At 59.8% G+C, this 12,566-nt stretch carries 13 protein-coding genes; 4 read left to right on the forward strand and 9 right to left on the reverse strand.

What is annotated here, in order from left to right:
* The first annotated feature begins 15 nt into the window (after nt 1–15).
* The 3 genes from MLD04_RS14605 (at nt 16) to MLD04_RS14615 (ending at nt 4,017) form a co-directional block, all read left to right on the forward strand.
* Nucleotides 16–741, forward strand: a complete 726-nt coding sequence (locus MLD04_RS14605; RefSeq protein ID WP_248160348.1) for a response regulator — start codon at nt 16–18, stop codon at nt 739–741.
* Nucleotides 725–2,176 (forward strand): sensor histidine kinase, encoded by a 1,452-nt coding sequence (locus MLD04_RS14610; RefSeq protein ID WP_248159925.1) that lies wholly within the window; start codon nt 725–727, stop codon nt 2,174–2,176. Before MLD04_RS14605 ends, MLD04_RS14610 begins: the two co-directional genes overlap by 17 nt.
* A 146-nt stretch (nt 2,177–2,322) precedes the next feature.
* Nucleotides 2,323–4,017, forward strand: coding sequence for a methyl-accepting chemotaxis protein (locus MLD04_RS14615; RefSeq protein ID WP_248159927.1), 1,695 nt, complete (start codon nt 2,323–2,325; stop codon nt 4,015–4,017).
* Here the strand turns inward: MLD04_RS14615 and MLD04_RS14620 are convergent.
* The 4 genes from MLD04_RS14620 to MLD04_RS14635 all read right to left on the reverse strand — a co-directional run bounded on the left by MLD04_RS14620 (nt 3,998) and on the right by MLD04_RS14635 (nt 8,789).
* Nucleotides 3,998–5,950, reverse strand: coding sequence for an alpha/beta hydrolase (locus MLD04_RS14620; protein ID WP_248159929.1), 1,953 nt, complete (start codon nt 5,948–5,950; stop codon nt 3,998–4,000). The two genes, MLD04_RS14615 and MLD04_RS14620, sit on opposite strands and share 20 nt — an antisense overlap.
* A 130-nt stretch (nt 5,951–6,080) precedes the next feature.
* A complete protein-coding gene (locus tag MLD04_RS14625) occupies nt 6,081–7,466 on the reverse strand; it encodes a PhoH family protein (protein ID WP_379883517.1) in 1,386 nt (461 codons plus the stop codon).
* A 24-nt stretch (nt 7,467–7,490) separates the two neighbouring features.
* A complete protein-coding gene (locus tag MLD04_RS14630; protein WP_248159937.1) occupies nt 7,491–7,982 on the reverse strand; it encodes a CBS domain-containing protein in 492 nt (163 codons plus the stop codon).
* Between the two features lie 39 nt (nt 7,983–8,021).
* A complete protein-coding gene (locus MLD04_RS14635) occupies nt 8,022–8,789 on the reverse strand; it encodes an START domain-containing protein (RefSeq protein ID WP_248159939.1) in 768 nt (255 codons plus the stop codon).
* A 138-nt stretch (nt 8,790–8,927) separates the two neighbouring features.
* Between MLD04_RS14635 and MLD04_RS14640 the strand changes: the two genes are divergently transcribed.
* Nucleotides 8,928–9,932, forward strand: coding sequence for a DUF2804 domain-containing protein (locus MLD04_RS14640; RefSeq protein WP_248159941.1), 1,005 nt, complete (start codon nt 8,928–8,930; stop codon nt 9,930–9,932).
* A gap of 12 nt (nt 9,933–9,944) precedes the next feature.
* Here the strand turns inward: MLD04_RS14640 and minE are convergent, their stop codons facing one another.
* The 5 genes from minE to MLD04_RS14665 all read right to left on the reverse strand — a co-directional run bounded on the left by minE (nt 9,945) and on the right by MLD04_RS14665 (nt 12,490).
* Nucleotides 9,945–10,196 (reverse strand): cell division topological specificity factor MinE, encoded by a 252-nt coding sequence (gene minE, locus MLD04_RS14645; protein WP_008937377.1) that lies wholly within the window; start codon nt 10,194–10,196, stop codon nt 9,945–9,947.
* Between the two features lie 3 nt (nt 10,197–10,199).
* A complete protein-coding gene (minD, locus tag MLD04_RS14650; protein ID WP_248159943.1) occupies nt 10,200–11,012 on the reverse strand; it encodes a septum site-determining protein MinD in 813 nt (270 codons plus the stop codon).
* Between the two features lie 64 nt (nt 11,013–11,076).
* Nucleotides 11,077–11,832: a septum site-determining protein MinC gene (gene minC / locus MLD04_RS14655; protein ID WP_248159945.1), complete on the reverse strand. Its 756-nt coding sequence runs from the start codon at nt 11,830–11,832 to the stop codon at nt 11,077–11,079.
* Nucleotides 11,829–12,212 carry a HopJ type III effector protein gene (locus tag MLD04_RS14660; RefSeq protein WP_248159947.1) on the reverse strand — a complete coding sequence of 128 codons (384 nt, stop codon included), beginning with the start codon at nt 12,210–12,212 and terminating at the stop codon, nt 11,829–11,831. The genes minC and MLD04_RS14660 overlap by 4 nt, the downstream gene beginning before the upstream one ends.
* Nucleotides 12,209–12,490, reverse strand: a complete 282-nt coding sequence (locus MLD04_RS14665; protein ID WP_248159954.1) for a DUF1244 domain-containing protein — start codon at nt 12,488–12,490, stop codon at nt 12,209–12,211. Before MLD04_RS14665 ends, MLD04_RS14660 begins: the two co-directional genes overlap by 4 nt.
* Nucleotides 12,491–12,566: the final 76 nt, after the last annotated feature.

Here is a 12,566-nt window from a genome sequence, read left to right on the forward strand (position 1 = left end):
AAGTTGAAACGAGTGATGAATGACGAGCAGGCGCCACAAATTCTGGTGGTGGACGATCATCGGGAAATCAGGGATCTGCTGAGCCGTTATCTGAGTGACCACGGGTTTCGGGTCCTTCAGGCGGAGGATGGGGTTGCCATGAAGCAGTGTCTGAACTCTCACCGGGTCAGCCTGGTGCTGCTGGATATCATGATGCCGGGGGACGACGGCCTGGTGCTCTGCCGATATCTGCGGGAGCACACCACATTGCCCGTTATTCTGCTGACCGCAATGGGCGAAGACACGGACCGGATCATCGGTCTGGAGATGGGCGCGGACGATTACGTCACCAAACCGTTCAATCCGAGGGAGGTCCTGGCGCGCATCAAGGCGGTGCTCCGCCGTGTCGATGCTTTGCCACCGCCGGCCAGTCAGGCCGCCGGGCGGCAGCTGCGATTCGAAGGCTGGCACCTGGATGTGGACCGTCGGCGACTCGTGGACCCGGAGGGTGTCGAAGTGGCGCTGAGCACCGGTGAATTCAATCTGTTGCTGGTTTTTCTCAACCACGCGGGGCGGGTGCTGTCCCGGGATCATCTGCTGGATCTTGCAGAGGGACGTGAGGCTGCCCCGTTTGATCGAAGCATCGACAATCGGGTGAGCCGGCTGAGGAAAAAGCTGGAGCAGGATCCGCGAAACCCCGAGCTGATCAAAACGGTCTGGGGCGGAGGGTACCAGTGGACCGCCGATGTGGAGGCCGACTGAGATGCGCCTGTTCCCGAGGCGGGCTGCCAGCCAACTGGTGCTGCTGGTCATTGTGGTGATGCTGCTGGCGCAGGGGATCACCTTCTGGATGATGGTTGGCGAACGCCAGGGTGCGTTACAGACTGCGGGTCTGAATAACCTTCTGAACCGGGTGGGCAACGCCTATTCCCTGATCAACAGTATGCAGCCGGACGGCCGGAAGCGAGCGCTGGCCGCGCTCAGCGATTCTCTGCTGGAGTTGTCCGAGGGTTCCGAACCACTGCTCAAGGGGGACGCCTCGCCCCCATTTTCGGTATGGCTGCTGTCCGAGGGGCCACTGTCCGATCTCACGTCCGCCAGTCACGATGTCCGGACCCGGATCCTTGTTGACGATGATCGTTGCAAGCGGGAGAAGGATGATCACCATGAACACTACGAACATCACGACGAGCACGACAACCTGATCGAGGAATATCAGGAAGACTGGCACAAACGCCTCCGGAAAATGGATTGCCCGCCGGTGCTGGAGTTGTCGCTCGACCTCAAGGATGGCCAGTGGCTGAACGCCGTGGCCCTGCCACCGCGGCCCTCCTGGCTCTGGTTGAAGGCTGCGCTGATCGGTGCTGGCGTTACGGCGATTCTTCTGATTGCGGCGGTGTTGCTGGCGGTGCGGTATATCCTGGCGCCCGTCCGCAACCTCCGTGAAGCGGCCGTAGCCTTTTCACAGGGGAATCCCCGGTATCTGGAAGAGCGGGGCCCGGAAGACATTCGCGACGTGATCCGGGCGTTCAATGATATGCAGCATCAGGTGGGTCGATCCCAGGACGAAAAAGCGCGCTTGCTTGCGGCCCTGGCCCATGACCTGCGTACACCGCTGACGGCGATGCGCCTGCGGGTTGAAATGCTGCCAGATGGCGAGGACAGAAGCCGGTTACTGGATAATCTGGCGGAGATGCAAGGACTGGCCGAGGACACCCTGGATTTTATCCGGGGCAGCGCGTCGGAGCTGACCCGCCGATTCGATCTGGGCGCTTTGCTCGAGAGCCTGTGTGACGATCTTGCCGAGATCGGGATGGCGGTGACCTGTGATGAGATGCCTCGCTGCATCATGCAGGGACGGCCGGAAGCCGTTCGCCGGGCGACGCGCAATCTGATCGAGAATGCAGTCAGTTATGGTGACGAGGCGCGGGTATCGATGGTCGTCAATACTGATTCCATCGCCATCGACATTGTTGATCGAGGGCCGGGGATTCCGGCCGAGCTGCGGGAGAAAGTCTTCGAACCGTTTTTCCGGGTGGAAGCCTCACGCAGCCGGGACAGTGGCGGCGCCGGCCTTGGCCTGGCCATTGCCCGGACGCTGGTGTTGGGTATGGGGGGAAGCATTGCCATCGAGGATCGGGCGGATGGCCCGGGCACGCGAGTACGGGTAACCCTGCCGAATTCCGGGCACTCATGAGCCGGCATGAAAGTGTCCGGTTACAGACCGTATAAAAACGTCGCGTTTCGTCCAATGATATTGGTACCGCCTTTTGGGTAGTATCGGCGTCCTTCTCCGGGGCCGCACCACCGGCCGATGTCCCACCCAACCAACATTGGAACGCAATGAAAAATCTGACCATTCAGGCGCGTGTGTTATTGCTGGCACTGGTGCCTGTGATTGTCCTGACAGCCTTTCTGACAACGTACAACCTCAACCAGGCGCAACAGATTGGCGATGCCGCCGTGCAGAGTTTCGCCAGCGATATGGAAGCCAGCAAGCGGGAGGAACTCAAGAATTACGTCCAGCTCGCCAAAACCTCCATCGCCACCCTGTATAACCAGCCCGGTTCGGCCGATGACCCGGAAATCCGCAAGCAGGCCATGGACATCCTCCGCGGTCTCCGCTTCAACGATTCCGGCAGCGCCGGCTACATTTTTGGCTACGACCCGAAGGGCAATGTGGTCATGCACGGCTCCAAGCCGTCGCTGGAAGGCAAAAACCTGTGGGATCTGCAGGACCCCAATGGTGTCTACCTGATCCGTGGACTGGTGAAGGCCGCCCAGAATGGAGGCGGGTATGTGTCCTACGGCTGGAAAAATACCGAGACGGGCAAGGTGGAACCGAAGCTCGGTTATGCGGAGATGTTGCCCAAGTGGAACCTCATGATCGGTACCGGCTTCTGGGTCAATGGTCTGGATGAGCAGGTTGCCGGAATGCGGCAGGAAGTGGAGGGTTCCCTCGACAGGAGTGTCATAGGTTCTGTGACGACTTCGGTGATTGCCCTGGTGCTGATCGTTCTGTTGGCATTGTTTGTGGTCCGCAGCATTATCCGGCCGCTGAAGAGTGCGGTGTCTGCCATGAACGATATCGCCGGTGGCGATGGCGACCTGACTCGCCGCCTTGAGGTCGACTCCCGGGACGAGCTTGGCCAGTTGGCCGCCGCGTTCAACAGCTTTGCCGATCAGGTTCACGGGCTGGTGGAGCGGGTTCTGTCATCGACCCGAACACTGAACGAGGCCACCGAAGAACTGAACCAGGTGATGAGTGAGGCCGAACGTGGTGTTGAGCGCCAGACGTCGGAGAGCGACCAGGTGGCCACGGCGATGAATGAGATGACTGCAGCAGCCCAGGAAGTCGCGGGCAATGCCAGTGAGGCATCCGATGCGGCTGGTCACGCCAATGCACAGGTCTGCGACGCGCAGGGTCTGGTGCAGCAGGCCGTCGACAGCATGGCCGGCCTTTCAGACCAGGTGGTTCGGGGTGTCAGTGTCATTGAACGCCTCGGTACGGATTCCCGGAAGATTGACAGCGTTCTCGATGTGATTCGCGAGATCGCGGACCAGACCAATCTGCTTGCGTTGAACGCGGCCATCGAAGCGGCTCGCGCCGGCGAGGCGGGACGAGGCTTTGCGGTGGTGGCGGATGAGGTTCGCACGCTGGCCAGCCGGACCCAGCAGAGCACCCAGGAAATCCAGCAAACCATCGAAGGGCTCCAGTCGGGCGCTGGCGACGCCGTCCGGATCATCGGGGCCATCAGTGAGCGCAGCGAAGCGACGGTGGAAGAAACCCGCCAGGTCAATGAAGCGCTCAGGAAGATCGGGGAAGCGGTAAGTACCATCACCGAGATGAACACCCAGATCGCCAGTGCCGCCGAGGAGCAGACCAGCGTCTCCGAGGCGATCAACCAGAACGTTCATGAGATCGTGGCGATCACGGAACAGACGGCGGGTGGCACCCGCCGGGCCGGTGATGCGACCCAGCGGATGCAAGAGCTGGCTTCCCAGTTGTCAGAGGAGGTCAGCCGTTATCGGGTGTAGTCAGAGAGGCCTGGCCGTCTGATGTCAGCAGCGGCAATGAAACGGTACCGGACACCTGGACTGCGGGCACCACGAGATCCCGTGAGAAGGCGCCGGCGAACGTCGGGTGCTGGCCATAGAGCATCAGCACCAGGCGATCACCCGCGTGCAACCGTTCGGCAATGCCGGTGAGATCGAAGTCATGGTTGCCGAGCCCGCGGACCGGCTGAACCTGCTCGTCAATCAGTTCCGGAGTTGGCTGATCCTGGCGGATGATGCCCACGCCGACAAACATGATGGCGTCACAGGTGCCGATATGAAGAATCGGGTCGCTCTGTTCCAGGCATTGCGAATCGATCTCCGGGAACCCGGTGCTGACATTGAGCGTGGCCGTGGGGATGCCGGCAATGACCCCGTCTTCGGTCAGTGTGTCCAGCGGCACAATCACCGGGAGCGTGCCCGCGGCGCCGATGGGAACTGAGACCGGAGTGGTGGTGCCAAGGACGTCCAGTCCAACCGGGAAAGATTCGCCACCCCGGGTGATGGCCGGTGCCGAAACGGAATCCCCTGGTGCCAGGGTGTAACAGATCTGCTGACCGGTGGTGATCACGTTGTCCGCATCGCCCTTGCCAAGCAGCTTTTCATTGAACCAGGCAACGGTCGCCCGGGTTACATTGATGTCACCACAGTTGGTCAGGCCATTGAGATCCCCGGTGGCCAACTGCGGAAGTTCACCGCTGTAGAAGGTCAGGTTGGAAAGTGTTTCCTGGATCAGGCCGACGTTCGGGGCCAGGTAATGATGGCCATACGGGTAGGTGAGTAACCGGACATCGCCGCCTGCCTGCTTCAGGATCCGGTAGTTCTCCGCCGCTTCGTTAAACGGGAACAGGTTGTCGCGCATCCCCTGGAACATCAGTACGTCCACCGGATACGGCTGGCGGGTCGGAGTCTTGACGATAAACCGTCCATCGCTGGTGAGCGGAAACTTCCCGGTAACCGGATCCAGCAGATAGTCGCTGGTGTTGCCACTGTCCAGCAAGGCGAGGCCCAGTTCGTTCTGCCAGAAGTAACTCGGGCTGTGGTAATGCAGGAAGGCGAGGGCGCCGGGCGGGAAGTAACCGGTGGCTATGCCCTCCAGCAGCGACGACCGCAAATAGGGGTCCATGGAGAAATCGGTCTGGCTGTCTCCCATGACGGACAGGAAGGCCAACCAGTAGTTCTTGGTCACATCGCCGGGGTCCAGGCTGGAATCCAGATCGTGCCAGGTGATCTGGGGCACCATGGCGTCCATGCGCCGGTCCGGGTCGACGTTGTAGAGCATGTATTGATAGCCGCCGCCATAACTGCCGCCAACGGCCCCAAGCAGGAGGTTGTTGTTTTCGTACTTCAGGTAATCCAGATTGGCTTCTGCCCAGTCCACGATCTGGACCAGATCCTTCCCTTCGAAATCCGGATCCATCACGCGAATAGTGCCGCCACTCTCGCCATGACCCCGCTGGTCAATACTGATGACCGCATAGCCGGCATCCACCAGCGGCTTGATGGGCGACAGCGGATCATTGCCTGCTTCGGTGGTTCTCGAGCCACTGAAACCGTGCCCCTGGAGAATCAAGGGGTGATGGGCCTGGCAATCGAACAGTGTCGGTTCGAACACCTGGAACACGATCGCTGCCCCGTCTACCCGAGACGGCATTTCGACCCGATAGCTCCGACCGCCGGAGAGATTCGTGCCCTGATCGCAGGAGGCTGCCGCAAGCTCATCGGTGCTGGCAGGGAGTGGCCGGGCTGTCTGGGTATCGCCCTCGACGACGCCGGGCGACGGTGTCGGGCTCTGCGCGACCGCGGTCTCGGTTCTGGTAGAGGGGGTGCTGGATGAGTCGGTGCTGCCGCCGCCGCAGCCAGCGAGTGACAGGGCGCATACTCCAGATACCAGGAGCAGGTTGAGTTTCTGCATGGTTCTTCGCCTGTTTTGTTGTTGTTGAGTAACGTTTTGTGACGCGGTTCACATTAAACGTCGCTGCGACAACAGGCGATGGCAGAGTCGACCCCGGGGATTGTCGCCAGGGTCAACTCGTCGGCGGGAGCTACAGGTTGGCTTCGGCGAACTCGGCAAGGGGAGAGCGGGGGACGCCCTGCAAATGCACGTGTGCCCCGTGGCGGAAGCTCTTGAAACGTTCGGTCATGTAGGTGAGGCCCGAGCTCAGGGCACTGAGATAGGGCGTGTCAATCTGGGCCAGGTTGCCCAGGCAGATCACCTTCGAGCCATTGCCCGCCCGGGTAATGATCGTCTTGATCTGGTGGGGCGTCAGGTTCTGGCACTCGTCAATGATGATCAGGCTGTGCTGGAAGCTCCGCCCGCGGATGTAGTTCATCGATTTGAAGTGGAGGGGGACCTTGCTGAGGATGTAATCGACCGATGCGGTCATGTTTTCATCGTCTTCATGCAGTGCCTCGAGATTGTCCACAATGGCGCCCAGCCAGGGCTCCATTTTCTCCGCCTCGGTGCCGGGCAGAAAGCCAATATCCTCGTCCAGTCCCTGGGTTGAGCGGGTGGCGATGATTCGCTTGTAGAGCTTGCTGGCGACGGTCATCTCGATGCAGGCAGCGAGGGCGAGGATGGTTTTGCCGGAGCCGGCGGAGCCGGTCAGGTTGACCAGATGCACGTCCGGGTCGAGCAGCAGGTTCAGGGCGATGGCCTGGTAGATGTCCCGCGGTACGAGGCCCCAGACTTCCTCGTTCATCAGGTCGTGCTGGTGCAGGTCGCGGATCACAATGCGGGTCTCGTCGAGGTCGACGACCTTGCCGACGAACCCCAGTTCGTCAATGACGAATTCGTTGATGTTCACACGCGCCAGCACGCCCTCCCGGCGCAGGATATGTTCTGTTGCCCCTTCACGCTGAACGGTCTCGACCTTTTCGATATTGTCCCAGAAAGAATTGCTGAATTCGTGATACCCCGTCGGCAGAAGGTCGATGTCGTCCAGTAGCTGGTCGTTATGGTAATCCTGCGCTTCCACCCCGAAGCCCCGGGCCTTCAGGCGCATGTTGATATCTTTGCTCACCAGGATGATGTCCCGGGACTTGTGGCGATTCTGAAGCGCTGCGAGCGTATTGATGATCTTGTTGTCGTTCAGGTGTTCCGGTAGCGAATGGGTATCGGGAAGCTCGGTACTCATCAGGATCTGCAGTCGGCCCAGGGGATCTGCCTTCTTGCCCCGCACGATGGGCACGCCTTTTTCAATCTGCTTGGGGGTGGCATCGCCGAGAACCCGGTCGATATTGCGGATGGCCTGACGGCAATCGGCGGCTACAGACTGCTTGCCGGACTTGAGGCTATCGAGTTCTTCCAGGACCGTCATCGGGATGATGACATCGTGTTCTTCAAAGTTGAGGAGGGCGTTGGGATCGTGGATCAGGACGTTGGTGTCGAGGACGTACATCTTCTTGCGAGCTTGCGGTGCTCTGGGCATAGGGGGCGCTACCTCTCTGGTGGCTCAGTCGTTCTCGGCGCAGCGTTGCGTGAGTTCCCTGTTGGAAATCAGTTTGAGCATGTCATAGGTTGTGATGATGCCGGTAATTCGGGCGTCTTTGGTCACGAAGATGCGGTGGAGGTGTTCGCGCATCATGATATCGGCGATGTCCCGTACCGGCGTTTGTTCGTCAACCGACAGCACGATGGGGGTCATGATGTCACGAACCTCCACGGGGACCTTCCCCATTTCCTCGAAGATCGCCATGCGAAGCCGGCGGGCTTCGGCGGCCTCTTCAGTGGTCAACTGGTCATCGGGCTTGGAACGCGAGGCATTCCAGCGGAATTCGGTGATGTCCTTGAGGGTGGCGATGCCGACAATTTCCCCCTGATCATCCGTGACCGGGCTGCCGGTGATTTCGTTGTCTGTCAGGAAACGTGCGAGACGCTCCATGGTCCAGTTCTGGGGGACGGCCTTGACGCTGGGGGTCATGATCTCGTGAGCGAGAACGGTCATCAGGCTGGGCTGACCTCTGTGCGTGAATTTACCCAAAGCTTAGCGCGAGTTGTCGGAGCCGTCACCCCCTTGCGGAACGGATTTCTCCACACCAGCCAGATGTCCCTGTTTGTCCCAGACAAGCCGGAAACCCTGGTAACGTGGTTTTTGAGCGACCTCTTCCAGCGCTTCCATGGAGCGCACGGGAATATCCACCAGCAGGGAATTGACGAGCCAGCCCGGCAGGGCGCCATTCGGATTGGTGTGCTGGATCCAGATCATCCGGGTTTTCCCGCCCTCGGGAATAAACCGGTAAAGGGTGTCCGACTGATCGACGCGAACCCGCCCGCTGCTTTCCGCGCGCTGGTCGGGTGTGGCGTTCAGATCCATGACGATTTCGCCACTGTCGTGGTCACCCCGGGTTCGGATACGGAGCACGTAATCCCGGTCCGTGACGGGCCAGGGCATGTCGTTGACGGAATAGGCAAACCGGTCGTGAAAATCACCCTCGCCGAAACCATAGGACTCGCTGCAGTTGTAAACCCATTCCACGCATGAACGAGGGTTGATCATGACCGCCATCAGGTTTTCGATGGGGGCATCCAGGACGGCAACGGCCTTGAAGGCTTCGAACGTCGATCCCGGCTGTTTGGTGGTGTAGATCCGGATGTTGTCCGTCTCGGTCTGCAGTTGCCAGTCGGCCTGGTTTTCATCGGGCAATGGCGACTGAGCGAGGGCCGCGGAAGATGCGGAGAGGAGTGTCAGGGTGACCAGCATCACGTGCCTGAATATCTGGCCTGTCCATCCGCGGGCTGTTGAGCGCATCATCGATTACACTTCCTTGACTATGATGCCGCCGAGTCTAGCATGTCGCTGCCCTGGACCAAGCCGTGAACGCGGGGATTGTGAACCAGGTAGCCCCTTGAAAGCCCGGTCATCTCCATTGGCCTTTTCTGACGGACTATCATGACTTCCAGACTGATCAATGAACGGGGGCAGGTGGCCCCCGGCATACTGAAAGCGCCAGTCGATCACATCAATTACCTTGATTATGATCTTCGCACCGTGATGGATCGCCGCCGTTCACGGTTTGCCCGCCACTGGCGTTTCAACCAGTTCCAGTTTGTCAGTGTCATGGCTCCGGGGTGGATTTTCGGCATGGCGCTGGTGGATCTGAAACTCGTGGGTAACGGCTTTTTTTACCTGTACGACTTCGAGTCCGGTGTCATGCTGGAGCGGTCTCTGCTTCAACCGCTGGCAAGGAATGTGTCGCTGGAACCCCGGCCCGAACATGGAAATGCGTTTTTCCGGAAAGGGGGGACGGAACTGGCGATCCAGCCTGCGGCCGGGGGGCGCAATGTTTCCGTGAACGCACCGGATGGCATCCGTATCGACCTGGAGTTTCGGGACGACCTTGATCCGTTACGGCTGGTGTCGCAGGCTGGTTACAATGGGTGGGTGTTCACACGAAAGTCCGCCGGCCTTCCCGTGGACGGAGAAATCCGCTGGGGGGACCAGGTCTGGCGCTGCGACGAAACCAGCCGGGCGGCCATCGACTGGAGCTGTGGCTTTATGCGGCGGGAGACCGCCTGGAACTGGGCGAGTATCTCCGGTGTGTTGCCGGATGGCCGATCGGTGGGTCTGAATCTGGCAGCCGGCGTGAACGAGACCGGATTGACGGAAAACGCGCTCTGGTTCGATGGTGTCTGCTCGCGGGTAGGGCCCACGCGGTTCGTCTTCGATCGTTATCGGCCGGACACTGAATGGCGGGTTGTGACGGAAGACGGGCGGGTGGATCTCCGGTTTGTACCGGCCGGAGTGCGCAAGGAAAAACTCAATGTCGGTGTCCTGGCGTCGAATTTTCGCCAGTTCGCGGGAACTTTCGAGGGTACGGTGGTGGATTCGGAGGGCCGATCAATCCCCGTAGACGGGCTACGGGGATTGATGGAAGATCACTTCGCGCGATGGTAAGGCTGCACCCGGCTATTTTTCGGGTAGGGTTACGTTCAGTTCCAGAACCGAGCAGCTGTCGTTCCTGTCCACTTCGACCTGAACCATGTCGTCGGAAATCTGGACGTACTTGCGGATGACTGCAAGCAGTTCCTGCTGAAGCTGCGGCAGATAGTCCGGCTGTTCCCGCTGACCACGTTCGTGCGCCACAATGATCTGCAGGCGTTCCTTGGCGACATTGGCGCTGGTGTTTTTCTTGCTCCGGAAATAGTCAAGAAAACTCATGCCTTAGCCCCCCTTGAACATCCGCGAGAAGAAACCTTTCTTCTGTGCGGTCATGAATCGATGTTCGCGCTCTTCGCCCAGCAGGCGGCCCACGGCATCGTCATAGGCCTGTCCCGCGTCGCTCTGTTCCTCGAGGATGACGGGCATGCCCTGGTTGGAGGAATTGAGAACCACCTGGCTTTCAGGGATGACGCCGAGCAGGGGGATGGCAAGGATTTCCTCGACATCGGCGACCGAGAGCATTTCTCCCTTCTCTACCCGATCTGGATTGTACCGGGTGAGCAGCAGGTGTTCGCGAACCGGATCCTGGCCCATTTCCGCGCGGCGGGATTTGCTCTGGAGAATGCCGAGAATTCGATCCGAGTCCCGGACCGAGGAGACTTCGGGGTTGGTCACCACGATGGCTTCGTCAGCATAGTACAGGGCCATCAGGGCACCGTGTTCGATACCGGCGGGGGAGTCGCACACAATGTAGTCGAAGGTGTCCGACAGCTCGTTGATGACCTTTTCGACCCCTTCCTTGGTGAGGGCTTCTTTCTCACGGGTCTGGGAGGCCGGCAGAATGTAGAGGCTCTCGACCCGCTTGTCCCGGATGAGCGCCTGGTTGAGCGTCGCCTCGCCCTGAATCACATTGACGAAGTCATACACCACCCGACGCTCACAGTTCATGATGAGGTCGAGGTTGCGCAGGCCCACGTCAAAATCGATCACGACGGTTTTGTGACCACGCTTGGCAAGGCCGGTACTGATTGAGGCGCTGGTAGTCGTCTTGCCAACGCCGCCTTTTCCTGAGGTTACGACAATGATTCTAGCCAAGGTTCAATTCCTGTTTCGCAATGGATTCGTCGTGTCTTCCGGATCTTTGTCTTTGTTGTGAATATCAGGCCTTGTTCAGTGGCGTCACCACCAGAAGGTCGTCCCTGAGCTGGATCTGCACAGCGCTCTTCCAGCCGTTGTCCTGAAGATCTTCGGAGATTTTATAGTGTCCCGCGACGGACACAAGCTCTGCTTCGAGGGACTGGCAGAAAATTCTCGCCGCCTCGTTGCCATGAATCCCGGCGAGGGCTCTGCCGCGGAGCGGGCCATAGACATGAATGTTGCCCGCCGCCAGTATTTCGGCGCCGGCCTGGACGGGGCCCAGCACCACGATATCACCCTCCGGCGCGTGGATCTGTTGGCCCGAGCGGACAGGCTGGCTGATGATTTTTGCAGGAGCGGGACCGTCTGATGTGGCCGCCTCCGGGGTTTGTGGTGATTCCTCCTGAGACTGTTCGGCTTCGGGTTCTGCCGGCTTCTCTCGCTGCCCCGAGCCGGGGAGCAGGGCGAGGGCGGCGCCCCGCGCCAGTCGCCTCTGGTCGTCATTACCGCCACGAACCCCGATCACATGAATCTGATGACGACGACAGGTACCGATGATCTTGAAAAAATCCAGTTCGCTGTCGATACCTTCGTATTTTTCCAGGCTGATGATCAGAGGGATGTCCCTGAAGAAGCCAGGGGCCTGATTGATCTTTTCGCGCAGGGCGTTTTCGAAGTCGTCCTGGTCGAAGTAGTAGAGTTCGAGCGCCGTCAGGGACACATTTGCGCTCTTGAGCTGGAAGCTGTGGGCTAGCCCGGTGCTGGCGGTGTCTGTCATGTACGGTTCTCTTCTTCGGGGATGTCTGACAGGGGGCGGAGTGTCAGGGGTTCTGCCTCAAACTGGATGCCTGACCAGCCGGTGCTGATAAACTGACGGATGTTGCCATGGCTCTCGCCCGCCGGATCGCTCAGTACCTGATCGTAGTGCTGGCCAAAGAGTCGTAACGTGTCCGCTTCGTTGAGATTGCAGAAACGGGCCATCGCAAAGGTCCGGCATGACCCCGCATTCTCCCCGGGGGCATTGGTCAGCGGGCCGTTACGAAACCCGGTCGGCCGGTAGTCGAAATAGCGCTCTATCAGTTCGAGGGTATCCTCGAAGGTACTCCGGCCGGCACTGAGTGCGGCGAGGTGGATCCGAACCGCGTCATTGACAGTCATCCGTGGTGTTCCTTTTTGGGGCCGGCCTGGTAGCGTTCTTTCCAGTCTTCGTAGGGCATGCCGTAGATTTCTTCCCGGGCTTGCGGGTCTGACAGGTCAAAGCCACGCTCCTGGGCTTCTGCCCGATACCACTTGGACAGGCAGTTGCGACAGAAGCCGGCCAGGTTCATCAGATCGATGTTCTGGACGTCGGTACGGCCGCGCAGGTGGTCGACCAGACGGCGGAAGGCCGCCGCCTCGATTTCAGTGCGTTCGGATTCGGGAATCGGGTTACTCATGAGGGCTCGCAATGATCCTGACGATGATGTTGGAATTCCTGACATTCTCGGCATGTTAGCGTAAGATACAAGGCTG

This window comes from Marinobacter koreensis (assembly GCF_023156285.1).
GTDB classification, from domain to species: Bacteria; Pseudomonadota; Gammaproteobacteria; order Pseudomonadales; family Oleiphilaceae; genus Marinobacter; species Marinobacter koreensis.